At 54.2% G+C, this 15,864-nt stretch carries 16 protein-coding genes; 5 read left to right on the top strand and 11 right to left on the bottom strand.

From position 1 onward, the window contains the following. The gene (locus WNY38_RS13040; RefSeq protein WP_342857783.1) at window positions 1-672 is read right to left on the bottom strand and encodes a DsbA family protein; all 672 of its coding nucleotides are present in this window, start codon (window positions 670-672) and stop codon (window positions 1-3) included. Then, window positions 669-1,238, bottom strand: coding sequence for a DciA family protein (locus WNY38_RS13035; RefSeq protein WP_342857782.1), 570 nt, complete (start codon window positions 1,236-1,238; stop codon window positions 669-671). The genes WNY38_RS13040 and WNY38_RS13035 overlap by 4 nt, the downstream gene beginning before the upstream one ends. Before the next feature lie 104 nt (window positions 1,239-1,342). Here WNY38_RS13035 and mutY point away from each other — a divergent pair, with 104 nt between their 5' ends. Then, window positions 1,343-2,392, top strand: a complete 1,050-nt coding sequence (gene mutY / locus WNY38_RS13030; protein WP_342857781.1) for an A/G-specific adenine glycosylase — start codon at window positions 1,343-1,345, stop codon at window positions 2,390-2,392. Between the two features lie 43 nt (window positions 2,393-2,435). Next, entirely contained in the window at window positions 2,436-3,575 is a 1,140-nt protein-coding gene (locus tag WNY38_RS13025) for an alkane 1-monooxygenase (RefSeq protein ID WP_342857779.1), read from the top strand. A 222-nt stretch (window positions 3,576-3,797) separates the two neighbouring features. On the opposite strand, the gene WNY38_RS13020 is transcribed toward WNY38_RS13025, so the two are convergent. The 3 genes from WNY38_RS13020 to WNY38_RS13010 form a co-directional block, all read right to left on the bottom strand. Next, window positions 3,798-4,898, bottom strand: a complete 1,101-nt coding sequence (locus WNY38_RS13020) for a site-specific DNA-methyltransferase (protein ID WP_342857778.1) — start codon at window positions 4,896-4,898, stop codon at window positions 3,798-3,800. Window positions 4,899-5,033: 135 nt separating this feature from the next. Next, complete coding sequence (locus WNY38_RS13015; protein ID WP_342857777.1) at window positions 5,034-5,648, bottom strand: ribonuclease HII; 615 nt, start codon at window positions 5,646-5,648, stop codon at window positions 5,034-5,036. Window positions 5,649-5,779: 131 nt separating this feature from the next. After that, window positions 5,780-6,307 carry a hypothetical protein gene (locus WNY38_RS13010; RefSeq protein WP_342857776.1) on the bottom strand — a complete coding sequence of 176 codons (528 nt, stop codon included), beginning with the start codon at window positions 6,305-6,307 and terminating at the stop codon, window positions 5,780-5,782. Between the two features lie 17 nt (window positions 6,308-6,324). Here WNY38_RS13010 and WNY38_RS13005 point away from each other — a divergent pair, with 17 nt between their 5' ends. The 3 genes from WNY38_RS13005 to WNY38_RS12995 are packed head-to-tail and all read left to right on the top strand — an operon-like array spanning window position 6,325 to window position 7,463. After that, on the top strand, window positions 6,325-6,450 hold the full coding sequence (locus tag WNY38_RS13005) for a hypothetical protein (RefSeq protein ID WP_342857775.1): 126 nt from the start codon (window positions 6,325-6,327) through the stop codon (window positions 6,448-6,450). A gap of 37 nt (window positions 6,451-6,487) precedes the next feature. After that, the gene (locus WNY38_RS13000) at window positions 6,488-6,790 is read left to right on the top strand and encodes a hypothetical protein (RefSeq protein WP_342857774.1); all 303 of its coding nucleotides are present in this window, start codon (window positions 6,488-6,490) and stop codon (window positions 6,788-6,790) included. Beyond that, on the top strand, window positions 6,762-7,463 hold the full coding sequence (locus tag WNY38_RS12995) for a hypothetical protein (RefSeq protein ID WP_342857773.1): 702 nt from the start codon (window positions 6,762-6,764) through the stop codon (window positions 7,461-7,463). Before WNY38_RS13000 ends, WNY38_RS12995 begins: the two co-directional genes overlap by 29 nt. Window positions 7,464-7,485: 22 nt before the next feature. On the opposite strand, the gene WNY38_RS12990 is transcribed toward WNY38_RS12995, so the two are convergent. The 6 genes from WNY38_RS12990 to WNY38_RS12965 all read right to left on the bottom strand — a co-directional run bounded on the left by WNY38_RS12990 (window position 7,486) and on the right by WNY38_RS12965 (window position 15,386). After that, window positions 7,486-7,686, bottom strand: coding sequence for an alpha/beta fold hydrolase (locus WNY38_RS12990; RefSeq protein ID WP_342857856.1), 201 nt, complete (start codon window positions 7,684-7,686; stop codon window positions 7,486-7,488). 187 nt (window positions 7,687-7,873) lie between these two features. Continuing rightward, on the bottom strand, window positions 7,874-9,988 hold the full coding sequence (locus WNY38_RS12985) for a N,N-dimethylformamidase beta subunit family domain-containing protein (protein WP_342857772.1): 2,115 nt from the start codon (window positions 9,986-9,988) through the stop codon (window positions 7,874-7,876). Window positions 9,989-10,263: 275 nt separating this feature from the next. After that, entirely contained in the window at window positions 10,264-11,901 is a 1,638-nt protein-coding gene (locus WNY38_RS12980) for an ABC transporter ATP-binding protein (RefSeq protein ID WP_342857771.1), read from the bottom strand. Continuing rightward, window positions 11,898-12,728: an ABC transporter permease gene (locus WNY38_RS12975; protein ID WP_342857770.1), complete on the bottom strand. Its 831-nt coding sequence runs from the start codon at window positions 12,726-12,728 to the stop codon at window positions 11,898-11,900. Before WNY38_RS12975 ends, WNY38_RS12980 begins: the two co-directional genes overlap by 4 nt. Before the next feature lie 3 nt (window positions 12,729-12,731). After that, a complete protein-coding gene (locus WNY38_RS12970; protein ID WP_342857769.1) occupies window positions 12,732-13,718 on the bottom strand; it encodes an ABC transporter permease in 987 nt (328 codons plus the stop codon). Between the two features lie 84 nt (window positions 13,719-13,802). After that, window positions 13,803-15,386 (bottom strand): ABC transporter substrate-binding protein, encoded by a 1,584-nt coding sequence (locus tag WNY38_RS12965; protein WP_342857768.1) that lies wholly within the window; start codon window positions 15,384-15,386, stop codon window positions 13,803-13,805. Window positions 15,387-15,864 lie beyond the last annotated feature (478 nt).

Below are 15,864 nucleotides of genomic sequence, written 5' to 3'. Positions count from 1 at the left end.
TTAGCCCTTTAGAATGTCATCAAGTTTTTCGGACAGATCCGCGTAGGACATGTTCGAATTCTTTTCGCCATTGATAATCAGCGTTGGCGTGCCAGACACATCGTATTCCGCCACTTCTGCTTCGAACTTGGCAACCATGGCCTGCGCCATAGCGCCATCATTCATGCAAGTGTCCAAATCAGCATCAGACAGACCGGCTTTTTTGCCGATGGTGCGCAGGTTTTCAACGATTTCCATCGCATCTTTGCCGCCAGCGAGCCATTCGCTTTGCTGTTCGTACAACATTGCGTTGATACCGAAGTAGCGCAGATCACCACCACAGCGCGCAACCATCGCCGCCCACAAACCGTATTTGTCGAAATACACTTCACGGTAGACGAATTTCACTTTGCCCGTGTCGATATAATTTTCTTTGAGCTGCTTGAACACAGTCGTGTGGAAGTTCGCGCAATGCGGACAAGTGTAGGACGCGTATTCGATCAATTCGATCGGTGCGTTTTCATCGCCCATGACCAAGTCTTTGACCGTTGAGATATCAATCTCTGCTGTATCCTGTGCGATTGCAGGTGTCACAAGAAAATCAGTCACTGGCGCAGGTGAGTTGTAAAGGTAAGCGCCGCCAACGCCCAAAGCAGCTACGGCAGTGGTCATCAAAAAATTACGTCTGTTCATGGGTCTACCTTTTTTATTGTATTATCGGCACGGTGCAGAAAGCTGCTGGCCAGCTTTTCAAGCGCTCGGCGCAGGTGTTCATCTTGTGCCCCGCAGGACAGTTCTTGCGCCTCGGCCAAAACCTGAGGGCTTGGCTGACTGCGCGGCTTTTCTTTCACGTGTTCAAATTGCACACGCCCTTCGGCAAAACCGGTCGGCGCTGTTTGCGTGATATGGATACGGCTGATCGCGCTATATCCGTAGACAGCGTTGACGCGATTTTGAATTTTAGGCAGCTCGGCTTGCAACATCGGCGCATAAGAGCCAGTGGTCAAAAGCACCAGTGTCGCGCCGAACCCGCCTTTGGCGTAGCTGACTTTTATAGGCCGCGCCATGGCAGCGGTTTGTTCGCCAACGATTTCAGTCCAATGCGTCAAAAGACGCATTTCAGAAAACCCGCGTGTTTCTGTCGCTTTGCGAATCCGTGACTGCAACAGACCCGAAGTCATTTCGAATCCCTTTTTGCGTCGCTTAATGACAGCGGCGGCAATCGGGGTCGTTTTCTTTGTGACTTTTGCTTTGCGCATCTGGCGTATCCAATCTCAAGCTCTATTCTAGCTTGAGGGCCCCGCGATACCAGACAAAACCCGATGACAGCCGCTAAAGATTACGTGACGGAGTGAAACACATTATGAAACACGGGGAATTGGCCCAGTCTTTGCTGGTTTGGTACGACGAAAACGCCCGCGATTTGCCATGGCGTGTCAGCCCCAGTGCCCGTGCGGCTGGCGTTAACCCTGATCCCTACCGAATCTGGTTGTCGGAAATCATGTTGCAGCAGACAACAGTGGCCGCGGTGAAAGCCTATTTCGAACGCTTCACCCATCTTTGGCCCACAGTGCAAGACCTTGCAGCAGCCCCCGATGATCAGGTTATGGGCGAATGGGCAGGTCTTGGGTACTACGCCCGCGCGCGCAATTTGCTCAAAGGCGCGCGAGCTGTTGTGGCGGATCATGGTGGCACCTTTCCCCAAGATCGCAAATCGCTTTTGGCGCTACCGGGCATCGGGCCTTATACGGCATCGGCCGTGGCCTCGATCGCGTTTGATTTGCCCGAAACTGTGGTGGACGGAAACGTCGAACGGGTAATGTCGCGGCTGCATGACATCCACAAACCGCTCCCCCTGTCGAAACCGCAACTGACGGAACTGGCGACGCGCACCACGCCAAAAAAACGCGCAGGCGATTACGCCCAAGCGATCATGGATCTAGGCGCGACTGTGTGTACGCCAAAGTCACCGAAATGCGAGATTTGCCCTTGGACCGCACCCTGTTTGGCGCGTAAAAATGGCACGGCGGCAGAACTGCCCAAGAAGGTGCCCAAACCCGTGAAACCTACCCGCAAAGGTTTCGCCTATGTATCGCAAACCGCTTCTGGCGCTTGGGTGATGGAACGGCGCGCCGATAAGGGATTGCTTGGCGGGATGCTCGGCTGGCCGGGGTCGCCTTGGGATGAGACTGCCCAAGACGCCCCGCCCTTTGTGGCTGATTGGTCAGAGGTCGGCGAGATCAAACATACATTCACGCATTTTCATCTGTTCTTGCGCGTGATGGTGGTGCCTGTCGTGGAAAACCCGCCAGAGGCGCTGCTCGCGTTGGGCGCAAATGAATTTCAACCTTCGGATTTGCCAACCGTTATGCGAAAGGTGTTTGATGTGGCGCAACCTCATTTTAGCCAATGATCAATACCCTCCGCCAAGACGCATATTTTAAGGACCTACCCCGATGAACATGTCCACCATTAGCACTCGAAATGCCTTGCCCTTTTGGCTGTCTCTAGGCGTCGTTCCCTTGCTGGTGCTGGGGGCTGCATATGGCGGATGGCTCACGTTTTTGGTGCCGCTTTATGCGTGGTATTTGTTTTCGATCTTGGACCGCCTTTTGGGCATGAACAAAGAAAACCCCGATCCAGAGACCGACACATCTGAGCTGGCTTTGTATCGATTGATCACGATGATCTGGTTCCCGATCCAGTTTGTGATGATCTATGGGCTGATCTATTTTGTGACCCATACGGATCATCTGACCATGACCGAAGTGATCGTGTTATTCTTTAGCCTTGGGGTGTCATCGGGCACCATCGGCATCGTCTATGCGCATGAGCTTTTGCATCAACGCAATCGGGTTGAACGCTGGCTGGGGGATTTACTGCTGGCTTCTGTGCTCTATTCGCATTTTCGCACCGAGCATCTTTTGGTGCATCACAAACATGTGGGCACGCGGCGCGATGCGGTGACAGCGCTTTATAACGAAGGCTTTCACCACTTCTTTCGCCGCGTGTTGCGCGAAGGGCCTGTATCCGCTTGGGAGGCTGAAAAAGCCTTGCTGGCGCGTCGCGGCCTGTCTGCGTTTCATCCGCGCAACCCGCATTTTCGCTATTGGGTCTTGCAACTCAGCGCCTTGATTTTGGCAGTACTGCTGGGCGGTACGATGGGATTTTGCCTGTTCATCTGGCAGGCTTTTATTGCGATTTGGCAGCTTGAGCTGACGAACTACGTTGAACACTACGGGCTGACCCGTCGCCACTTGGGCGATGGCAAATATGAGCACGTCAAACCCCATCACAGCTGGAACGCGGCGCAGATGGCGACCAATTGGTTGTTGATCAATCTACAACGGCATTCGGATCATCACTACAAGCCAGACCGTCGGTTTCCATTGTTGCAAAACTATTCCGAAGAGGACGCGCCACAATTGCCATACGGCTATCCGGTGATGACATTTGCAGCCATGGTGCCACCGTGGTGGCGGCGCATCATGAACCCGCGCGTGAAAGCGTGGCGCAAACAATACTATCCTGACATGGCGACGTTTGAAGATTGGGAGCCCTATAAACACGGGACCAATCCTCTACCCCGTCTTTAGCGGTCAGTCCCAAATCACCGCTTTATGAAGACGAAAAAGGCCCCGCCATAAGGCGGGGCAAGGTGATGCCGTGGAAGTCAGACCACTGGCATCAGGCGGTAAACTGTGATGCATGCGCATCCAAATGGGCCGTCCAAAGGTGTGGGCGGATGGACTTTTGATCCTTTGCCAGCGGTCATGCAGGCAAAGGGCGCTCTTGATGTTCGTTAAAAAAGGTAGAGATCAGTTCATCTCTGCGCGGATTTGCTGACGTAGCAAATCAATGGGCACGTTTTTGCCTTCACGCTGATAGGTCCAATAGGTCCAACCATTGCAGCTTGGCGCGCCTTCAAGATGCGCCCCGACTTGGTGGATTGACCCTTTGATGTCATTGCCGATAAGCGTGCCGTCAGCGCGCACTTTGGCTTTGTGACGACCGTTCATGGACATCAACTGCTCTCCTGGGCGCAGCATGCCGCGCTCAACCAATTGGCCAAACGGCACACGTGGTTCTGCACGTTTGGATGCCGTGACAGTCAAAGCATCTGTGTCGAACTTGCGGATCGCGTTGATGCGCTTTTCGGCAACTTTACGGTACTTTTCTTCGCGCTCGATGCCGATGTAATCACGGCCTAGCATTTTCGCAACGGCGCCAGTGGTGCCTGTGCCAAAGAACGGGTCGAGCACAACATCACCAGGGTTGGTCGTTGCGATCAACAAGCGGTGAAGCAAGCTTTGTGGTTTTTGCGTTGGATGCGCTTTTTCGCCATCTTCGTCTTTAAGGCGTTCGCCGCCATTGCAAATGGGCAGAACCCAATCAGAGCGCATTTGAATGCCCTCGTTGAGCGCTTTGAGAGCGTCATAGTTGAAGGTGTATTTCGCGCCCTCGCCTTTTGAGGCCCAGATCAATGTCTCATGCGCATTGGTGAACCGTTTGCCGCGGAAGTTTGGCATTGGGTTGGACTTGCGCCACACAACATCGTTCAAAAGCCAGTAACCTTGGTTTTGAAGTTCAGCGCCAAGGCGGAACACGTTGTGGTAAGAACCAATCACCCAGATCGCGCCATTCGGTTTTAGAATGCGGCGGGCGGCTTTGAGCCACGCACGGGTGAAGTCGTCGTAAACTTTAAAGCTGTCGAATTGGTCCCAATCGTCATCCACCGCGTCGACCTTGGAATTGTCAGGGCGATGCAAATCGCCGCGCAATTGCAGGTTGTAGGGCGGGTCCGCGAAGATCAGATCTACAGATTCTTCGGGAAGACTGTTCATTGCTTCGATGCAATCACCAGACATAATTGTATTGAGCGGAAGCACAGGTGCTTCCTTGCGTGTATTTTTCGTCATGTTCTGCCTCACAGAAACGCCCTCTCGAGCGATACAGTCGCACCATTTTTGGTGTCGTTTTGTGAGTACTAAAATGAGTCAAAGGTGATTCGAGGTCAATTTCTTTATTGAATCAATGTGTTAGAAAAAAGCTTGCTACAACATGTTGTGTATAGGTTTGAACGAACGTCTATGGTGTGGGGTCACCCCAAATTTGGCCAAGCCGTCCATGTGCAATTTGGTGCCGTAACCTGCGTTCTTCTCCCATCCATAACCGGGGTACTGTTGCGCCAAATCCACCATCAATCTATCGCGCCATGTTTTCGCCACAATTGAGGCCGCGGAAATCGATAAACTGCGCGCATCACCTTTGATAATCGCCTCGGCACTCAACCCAAAGGCAGCAGGGATTTTATTACCGTCAACTAAGACGTAATCTGACTGGGTTTTCAGCCCTGCAACAGCGCGCTCCATCGCACGCAAGGACGCTTGCAGGATATTGATCTCGTCAATCTCCTCCACCGAACAAGACCCGATAGACACATCAGACACAGCAAGGATTTGATCGTACAAAGCCTCGCGCCGTTTGGCGGTCAGTTTTTTGGAATCGTTCATGCCGTCGGGGATTTGGTTTGGATCAAGCCAAACAGCAGCGGCGACAACAGGGCCAGCCAGCGGCCCACGGCCCACTTCGTCCACGCCAACAATACGGGAATAACCACGCTGCGTCGCGGCTGCTTCGAATGAAAAATCTGGTGTATATACTGTCATGCGTTTGTGAAACCTCATGCGGCCCATCAGGGCAAGGAGATTTAAAAGAAAAAGGACGGGTGGAACGCATAGACCACCCGCCAAGGTAACGCGGCACATGGGGACATGAAACGCGCGTATGCTATTTCGGGTTAGCGCAAAGCGTGGCCGCCTTTGCCATCGTTTGAACGTGTGACGCGGTAGCCAAAGTTGTTCAGGCAACCCACATCATAGGCGTCTGCACGACCGCGTTTTGTGCTCACTTTGGTTTCGCAGGCACGCGGCAAAGCGACGGCAGAGTGGCGGTCGAGCATCACACAGCTTTCCAAAGCAACAGATTGAATCCGCTTACGTTTGTCACTCACAGAAACAACGCAAGTGTTCGGAATTTCAAACGTGTCTTTGCGCGCCGTGCGGCGGTCACGGTCTTTGTCCTTGCTGTTATCTTCGACCGTAACCTTGCGTGTGACCGTGACAGGTGGATTTGATTTCGATCCTGAGTTCTCAATCGCTTTGCTGATAACAAACAGGGTGAGCAAGCCACCGATTGCACGAGCGACATCTGCATCATCAGCGCGTGCTGGCGTGGCATATGTCGCGGTGACAGCCATAGAAAGCGCCACAAGACCTGCGGCGAATTTCGGAATGCGTCGTGTGGATGTTTTGGTCTGCGTCGTCATGTTGAGTCCTTCCTGTTATGGGACCCGCACTGTCACTTGGGGTGACTGGCGGGATGTCGATGAAACAGGAATGGGGGCATTGGACTTTGCCGCTCAATATCAGCGAATTGTTATTGGCTATCGATGCGCATTGGTGGCTTTGATATTGAATAACAATCGCCAATTGGGCAAGGTTTGTCCATGACACACACATATATAAACCCCCGCCTTATTGCCGCTGCACTCGCATTGGCGCTGCTACCCTTGAGCGCCAATGCAGCGTGCTACGCAGAATATAAAGCAAAGCGGGACAACCCATTGAAACTGCATTACGGTATCGCTGAAGTGCTTGACGCCCAGTGCGACAAGTCCGCAGCACAGGCTGCATTAACACCACGCCTTGCGGCGGATGGTTGGGTATTGTTGTCGGTTGTCGGCTTTGTCGATGAAGCCGCATTGCAAGGGAAGAAAGAAAGTGCTGGAGCCTATTTCCTCCGTTACTGACGGGTCTAAATCAGGGCGCGTGTTGTCCATCGGCATTGTCGCGATTGTGTTAATTTTGCTGATCGCCGCGGGGCTGTTGTTCGCCAATCTGCCTGATGCCAATGCGTTCAACGCACGGGTGGAAGCGATCTTTGTTGAGAACAACAACCTGACCTCAAGTGCAGAAATCAAACTGCTGGAAATCCTCGCGCAATCGGGCACAGCCTTCTCGGATACGCTGACCAGTTACCGTGTGGTGATCTTTGTGTTGATGCTGTTCGCCACCGCTCTGCTCGTGGCGTCCTTGGTGTTTTTGCTCACCATTTTGGGTCTCAACAAACGCATGTCCCAGATCGACAAACAGGGCATTCAGATATCGTCCTTGATGATCTCGCGCGCTGAAAACACCGTCTACCTGAACAACATGGAATTCAAACTGACGGGTGCCGCGATAGAAACGCTTTGCGTGCTGGCCGAAGCACGAATGGATGATGATGTGCTCAGCGGCGCCGAAATCGAAGGCGTCGTATCGGGTCGTGATGCGTCAGACTGTGACGAAGCTGCGGGTGCCACACGGATAAAACGTCTGCGCGACACTTTGGGCAATCAGATGATGAGCGAGCTCTTGGTCAAAAACATCGCCCGCAAAGGCTATATGCTGTCTGTACCCCGCGATGTGATCAAAATGGTCTAGAGAATACAGACGTGACCCCGATCTAAGAACACACATGACCTTTGCAAAGCATTCCGAGAGCTTCTTGCACTGCCATGAATTGGTGACCCCGATTGAACGGGGTGAACCGAGAAGTTTCAACAGCTCGTTGATTGGGGACAATGACATGATAGCCAGCGGCCGCGAGCGCTGGCATTTGATACCGCCATGAAAAGGCATGCTCTGGCCAGCCGTGACACAGCACGATCGGTTTTCCAGCGCTTTCTTTTCCGGCTTCAAAGACTTCCAGTTCCACACCGTTGACTGCGATCAAAGTGGGTTGGGAGAAGTCTTTAGGATTTAAACATTTATCTGTCTTTTGTGTCTATTGCGGCAAACTGAGACAGGTTCGAATTTGTCTGACAGCACCGCATCCACCCCATCAGTCTCGGCTATTTTGTATGCAACACATGTGTCATGATATTTTGGAGCAACTGGGACACGTTGTTTTGAAAATTATTCCACGGCAGACTACCGCAGAACGTGATTGATCCTGTTGCGAAAACCGATCCGCCGCCGGGATAATCAATAAGGACCATGTCCGCGTGCATCGCGTCCTTTGTGCTGCCCCCTGTTAGATTTGTCAGATGGGTCAGCTGTTCTTCGGGAACCAGCATGAAGCCATTTTCGCGCGTTACGGATTGCGCCAGCAGAACAGCATTTTCAGGCGTTCCCAACCGGTAATCCATATGATCAAGTTCAAACCCAGCAGCTCCGTTCCCTGAATACCCGAAATCACCGATAAGCGGGCCCTCAACGCCTTCAAAAACCCAATCATAGGCTGGATCAGAGACCCGCCGACGATAAGGGTCACTGAAAAATTCTCCCTGTGCGGTGAATCCAATCCCGACAAGATCCTGCGGCGCACGGCCATTGCGCCGCCACAATCCGCCATAGGTACCGTCAAAGGCATTGAAATACTCACCCGGCTCGGCGGCCCATGCGCGAATTCCATCCTCAGCCCGGCGAATTTCGAGCATATCACCCTGTTCGGGATGAACCGCGACACGCCAATAAAACCCATTTCCACCCAGATAGAGCAGATTGCCGCCGGAATCGCGATAATTGCGCAAGGCATCCAGCGTTTCACGCGTGTGGTATTCTGGGTGGGAGCCTGTGGTGACGGCAGCATATCCCGAAATGGCAGCGACGCCATCATCGTGCAATTCCCGGTCGGTGACGATATCGTAGTCGATGTTTTTGGCATGCAACCAGGCGATCAGGTGCATATCAGCCGGAAAATGCCGCAAGCCCGAGCAATCCGTATCCCCAAATGTAAAATAGCCGGGTCTGAGGTTGAATAGGGGGCGTTTGTGCGAGGCGTGGCAAATTCCCGATCCATCCGCGTGATAATTGTAGGTCGATAACCCGTAGTGCGGGTGCGCGGCCGGATTGTAGGGGTAAGACCCCCAGTCGCGGATTTTGTCCTGCCAAGATGGCTTGTAATCAGGCCGCGCATGGTTGCCATAGATGGCGTAGGTAAAGGTTGACACCAGCACGCATAACGTGGCCGTTGGCTTGCCCAAGGGGGGACAGACAAAGAAGGGGATCGCATCTTCGTGGCCGTCACAGCTTATCCGCATGATGTACACACCGGACGGGATGTCGGCAGGCACAGTAAAGGAGAAATCCGTATCCCATCCGAAATCATAGATGTCGTCCTGATGGAAATGGATCGCCGTGTAGTGGTCGGGTTTGTGGGTCCAGTTCATCTCTGATCCGTCCCATGCAGACCCGGTTACCCCGCGCGCGGGGTAATTGATCAGATCCAGATCAGGTCCGGCTTGCGCGGGTACGGTGTTACTTGAAATGTTATGAGAAAAGTTCCACTGGCAGACAACCGTGCCGTCGGTTGTTAATTTTGGCGCCTCGATTTTGCCGTTGAAATGTTGCGCCGGGGTAGCGTCAATCAAATGCGCACCAATTGTGGGGCGACCGCGGACGGTCAGATCACCTGCACCTTCATCGGTGACATCACTGGCTGCGCTCACCTGATGCCCGAGCGGGCTTTGCGAAACGACAATGCTATCCAGTGTGATGCGCGCCTCAACGGCGTACCAGCGCCGCAGGGACACAGCCTCGTCCAAGCGAATGACGCGTCCGTCGATGGCAAGCGCGACGGTGCCTTGCGCATCAAGCCTCAAATCAATCCGCCCGATGCTTAGAATTGTTTGCACCTGCGCGCTGCGCAACGTCGGATATATGCGCGCCGACATAACGATTTCGGACGTTGGTTGTGCATCAATGCTGGCCTGCGCGATCCCATAAGATCCAGCCGCGAAAGGTCGATGCACTGACGTGAACTGCGCTGGCATGAAATATTGCGAGGCATCTTCCTCTACCACGCCCGGCCCCTCGGGATTGGGGTCGGCACTGATGGAGCGCGTCAGGCGCGCCCTAAACGGTTCGGAAGAGATGCTGGAGACCTTGAAGTTCAACTGGTCACCCGGGCGCGCCGAGAGACGGTCAACATAGCCCAACAGTGGGAGATCTTTTGCGTCTGTCATCACGGTGCTTATCCTTTTGCCTAGGCGTTAAGTATTTCCTTATTTATGTCGCAATGGCAATGGATTGGAATGCCAGTCGCCCGCAAAAATTGATTGTTTTCTGTCGTCACAACGATATCTGCAACGCAGCAGGGCACCCTTTCCAAGGCAGCCAGCCGGAAGCGATTTGGCGAGGCGTTCCAGACTGCAATCTATGCGTTCTGCCCGGTTGTGCCCATGCCGCCCATTTGGAAGCGCCCGCGTTGTTCAATCAGATCGTCGCACGCGTCTTGGGACTATGAGGTTTGGGGCAAGGACTTGTTCTCAGCGGAAAACCAACCTTTGCCGGGCACGGCGGCCAGCAACTCGGCCGTATAGGGGTGCTGCGGATTGGCGAAAAGCTCAGCCGTTGGGCCGATTTCCACGACTTCACCGCGCTGCATGACTGCGATCCGGTCGCAGACTTGTGCGGCGACCCGCAAGTCATGCGTGATAAAGATCATCGACAGGTTCATACGATCCCGGATTTCTTCCAACAGATTTAGAATCTGCGCCTGAATGGAGACATCCAATGCCGAAACAGGTTCGTCTGCGACAAGGATTTTCGGTTCCAGCGCCAACGCCCGTGCGATCCCAATCCGCTGACGCTGGCCACCCGAAAACTCATGCGGAAAGCGATCATAGGCGCGGTCGTCCAGCCCGACGATGCGCAACAGCTCCAGCGCTCTGTCGCGGGCCTCACTCCGGCTCGCGCCATACAATTCCGGGCCTTGCGCGATGATCCGCCCCACCTTGGAACGTGGGTTCAACGAGGCGAAGGGATCTTGGAACACCATCTGGATCTGTGCGCGGTGCGGGCGCATGGCCGCACGACCCAGAGGGCGCAAATCCGCGTCTCCCAGCAAAATCTCCCCGGCCTCGGCATCGTTCAGGCGAACAATGCAGCGCGCGACGGTCGACTTGCCCGAACCGGATTCGCCCACGATGCCCAATGTCTCACCGCGCGTCAGATCAAAGGTGACTTCTTTGGCCGCATGCACGACGCGTGCCTTGCCGCCAAACAGCCCGCCGCCGCCGCTGTAGGTCTTGGTAAGGCCATTGACCCGCAACACCGTTTTGTCAGAGCGGGGCCGCGCTGCCCGTGGAAGAAGGCTGGGCACTGCCGCCATCAAAGCCTGCGTATAGGGGTGGGTTGGCTTGCGCAGCACTTCGTCCGTGGTGCCTGTTTCGACAACCAGACCGTTCTGCATCACGGCGACCCGATCGGCAATGTCAGCGACAACGCCAAAGTCATGGGTGATGAACACAACTCCGGTGCCGTGCGTCTTCTGCATTTGCTTGATCAGCCGCAGCACTTGCGCCTGTGTCGTCACATCAAGCGCTGTCGTCGGCTCATCCGCGATCAGGATTTTCGGATCAAGCGCCAAGGCCATGGCGATCATCGCCCGCTGGCGCTGCCCGCCTGACAATTGGTGGGGATAGGCGGCAAGCGCCTGCTCCGGCTCAGGCAACTGCACATCATGGAGGAGCTCCAAGGCGCGGCTGCGGCGTTCGGTGCCAGGCATCTTTTTATGAAACCGAAAGACCTCATCTATCTGGTTTCCGATGGTCATGACGGGGTTAAGCGCCGTCATCGGTTCCTGAAAGATCATCGAAATTTCAGAGCCGCGGATTTTGCGCAAGCGGGCCTCACTGGCGGCGGCAAGGTCTTCACCTAGGAAATTGACCTGACCTTTGGCGATGTGAACATGCGGCTTTGGCAACAGCCCCATGATGGCACGTGCCGTCAGTGACTTGCCCGAGCCGGATTCGCCAACCACGCACAGAATTTCATTTGCGTCCAAATGCAGGTTTGTGGCTTCGACAGCGAATTTTCTTTGCCCACCGGCAGGCAAACCGACATGTAGATCTTTGATCTCAAGCAACCGGGTCATGAGTGCTCCCTCAGTCGGGGGTTGAGCGCATCATTGAGGCCTTCGCCGACAAGATTGATGGCCAGAACAGTCAGCAGGATGGCGATGCCCGGAAAGGTGCAGACCCACCACGCGGATCGCAGCAACGTCCGCCCGGCCCCGATCTGGAAGCCCCAACTCATGATATTGGGATCGCCCAAGCCCAGAAAGGCCAACCCGCTTTCAATAAGGATGGCCGATGCCACCATAAGCGAGCCGATCACAATGATCGGTGACAGGCAGTTCGGCAGGATTTCTCCCAGCATAATACGAATATCACCCATGCCAAGTGTGTGGCAGGCCTGCACAAATTCGCGGTTTCGCAGACTCAGAAACTCTCCGCGCACAAGACGTGCCACAGCAGGCCACGAGACGACGGCAATGGCGATGACGATACTGTTGATCGAGGGTTTCATGATCGCGACGAGAAGGATGGCGAACAAAAACGAAGGGATGGTTTGAAACATCTCGGTCGTGCGCATCAGCAGGTTGTCAACGAGGCCTCCATAATATCCCGCAAGCGCGCCCATAATAACGCCGACAAAGACGGCGACCAGCGTGGCGAGCAATCCGATCAGCAACGATGTTTTCGCGCCGTGCGCGATGCCTGCCGCCACATCGCGGCCCAAAGAATCGCTGCCCAAAAGGAACCCGTTCTGGCCCGGAGGCGACATTGACTGCCCGACCAGACTGAACGGATCAGCCGGGAAAAACAGGGGCGCGGATATTGCCATCAAAAGAATTGAGACGAGAATAACCATACCCATGACGGCAGATCGGTTGCGTGCGAAGAGTTTCCAAAATTCCATCGGTCAAGCCATCTCGATACGCGGATCAAGCGTTGAATAAATGATATCCACGACCAGATTGACCGCAACAACTAGCAAGGCGGACAGCAGGAAAATTCCCAGCAACAGATTGAGATCGCGGGCGAAAAGCGCCTCAAACGCGAGCATGCCGAGCCCCGGCCATGCGAAGACGGATTCGACGATGACCGACCCGCCAATCAAGGCACCCACCTGCACGCCTGCCATTGTGACGACAGGCAACAACGCGTTGCGCAAGACGTGAACAAAAACGATACGCCGCTCGGTCAGTCCTTTGGCGCGCGCAGTGACGACGTAGTCCTGGCCCGCCTGTTCCAGCATGGAGGCACGCATAAGGCGCGTGTAAAGTGCGAGGTAAAACAGCGACAGTGTTATGGTGGGCAAGACAAGGTGCTGGGCGATGTCGACGACCCGTTCCCAGCCGTGGTAAAACATCGAAAAATTCTCCATCCCCGAGGTTGGGAACCATCCAAGTTTAAGCGAAAAGACCACGATCAGCATAAGGCCAACCCAGAACAGGGGGGTCGCGTAGGTGATCAGCGCAAAGATCGAAATCACCGTATCGCGCCAAGTGTTAAGCCCGGATGCGGCGATAAGTCCAAGCACAATGCCAAAGCCCACCGCGAGCAGAATTGTCGATGTCATCAGCAACAATGTCGGCATGAAGCGGTCTATCACAAGCTGGCTGACCGGCATGTCGTGGCGGAATGAGTATCCCAGATCAAGGGACACAACATTTTTCAGATAGACACCAAGCTGTATAATAAGCGGTTGGTCGAGCCCGAATTTCTCGCGCAGCTCGGCCATATATTCGGGTGTTGCGGATCCGGCCTCACCTGCCAGAACGTCAACCGCATCGCCTTCGGCCATTTGCAACAGAAAGAAGTTGAGGACGATGATCGCGAGAACAATCGGAATGGCCTGCAAAAGGCGCTTGAGCACATAGCGCGTGCGCCGTTTTGAACTTTCCATATAGGCGTGACCCCCTTGGTGGATAGCACCGGCCCTGTGCGAGCCAGTGCGTTTTTTACAATGCGCGGACGAAGCGCACCGAGATCATTCGGATACGGTGGCCTGATCGAACGAGCCGTAGGCCCCCAAAGCGGAATTTGCGTGGCCTGATAGCTTGTCGTTGTAAACGGTCAGGAATTCCATCTCGAACAGATTGGCCACGGGCATATCAGTGGCGAGAATGGATTGGATTTCACCATAGATTTCAGCGCGTTTGGCCGCATCAGGTTCCTGAGCACCCGCAGCAAGAAGGACGTCAAGTTCGGGGTTGGAATAGCGCGAGGCGTTCACGAAATGCGTACCCTGACGGATCTGATCAGTTCCGTAATGACGGTGAACGCCCAGCACCGGATCAGGCAACTGATAGAAGAAATTGACGTTCATCTCGAAATCATAATCCGCGTAGATGCGGTTCAGCCACGTCGGTACGTCTTCATAGCGCAGCTCAACCTCGATGCCGAGCGGCTTCATGGCTTGCTTCATATACTCACCCGCCCGACGCCAGTCTTCGCCGTAGGGGATCAGGTCCAACGTGATGCTTGCACGCACACCTTCCGCATTTGGCATGATCCCTGCATCGTCGAGTTCTTTGATCGCAGCTTCCAGATCGCCGGAGGCCGGATAGTTGGGCAGACCTGCCTTATACAGACCGACCTTGTCGAAGTTCGAAGACAGCGCCGAAGTGGCGGGTTTGCCATAGCCAAACCAGATGTTGTCGATCAGGAACTGGCGGTCCATCACAAGCGAAACCGCCCGACGCATGGCCGGATTGTCGAAAGGAGGCTTAGTTGTGTTGAACTCAATCAGCGCCATTGGGTTGATCATGGAGTAACCATCAGTGGTGACCGAAAAGCCATCCATTTCGCGCAGTCGCACAGCGTCAATATTGGGGATCGCCCCATAGGCGCCATACATCACTTCACCGTTTTCCAGCGCAGCAGTACGGGTCGAGGCATCAGGTATAAAGCGCGCGACCAGCCGCTCAATTTTCGGGTAGCCCTCTTTCCAATAGCCTTCGTATTTATCCATCCGAATGTACTGGCCCTTTTTCCACTCGGTGAATTTGAAGGGGCCGGTGCCGACCGGATTGGTCGCCAGATCGGAGCTGCGCAGGTCAGTTCCTTCCAGCAAATGCTTCGGCACCATCGGGCTTTCATAGGACGACAAAGCCCGCAACATGTAGGGGGCCGGATTTGCAAGGTTGAACACGGCGGTATAGTCGTCGGGCGTATCAATCGATTCCACTTCGCGGAATGTATTCGGACCGCGCGGGTGGGTTTGCTTCAACACCTCCATAACTGTGAAAGCCACGTCCGCCGATGTGAAGGGCTTGCCGTCATGCCACGTCACACCTTCGCGCAACTTGAACGTGATTGTCTTTCCGTCCTCGCTTATGTCATAGCTCTCAGCCAGTGACGGCACGATTTTCAGATCGTTATCGTATTCAAAAAGGCCATCATAAATCTTTGGGGCGACAAGGCCAATTGGCCCGGACGTCGACAGAAATGACGCCAGCGACGGCGGCTCGGGTTGAACAAGATAAACGAGGTTTTGTGCTATTGCTGTGAGCGGAGAAAACGCAACTCCTACCGCACAGGCAGCCCCTAAGATCAGGGTCCTAAAACGCATCCGAGATACTCCTTGTTGTCATCTGTACTTCAAGTGAGACATATTTATGTGTCAGCTGGTCTGACATTGCTGTACCTTCATTGCCATCTTTCGAGGATCAAAGGTCAAGCCGCCGACGAGAATTATGCTCGTCATTGCGCGTGGTCCCTGCAAATAGCATTTTTTTTAGACGCCGTTAAACAACTCAATGCAATGTTGCGCAAAAAATAAGCAATTATCATGCGTTATGAAAATATTTGCAAAAGATATCTCACCGAATCTTGGATGGAATATCGCCAATCTCAGGGGGACGCGTTCAGTCTGTGAAACACTTTCGTCACCGAAAGAGCTGCCTGAACGGCGCAGATTTTCTAGGTCACGTTGCGCTCAACCGGTGTTGTCACGTTAATTTTTGAGGCTGAGAAGTGAAGTGGTCCTGCTTTTTAGGACAGGTTTGCGGCTCAGCTAAGATGTAATCTGGTTGGTTTCACGCGGCCTT

Origin of the sequence: Pacificibacter sp. AS14 (genome assembly GCF_038899935.1) — a bacterium.
In the GTDB taxonomy this organism is placed as follows: domain Bacteria; phylum Pseudomonadota; class Alphaproteobacteria; order Rhodobacterales; family Rhodobacteraceae; genus Celeribacter.
Note: the sequence above shows the minus strand (reverse complement) of the source record. Positions and strands in the feature narration are given on the sequence as shown.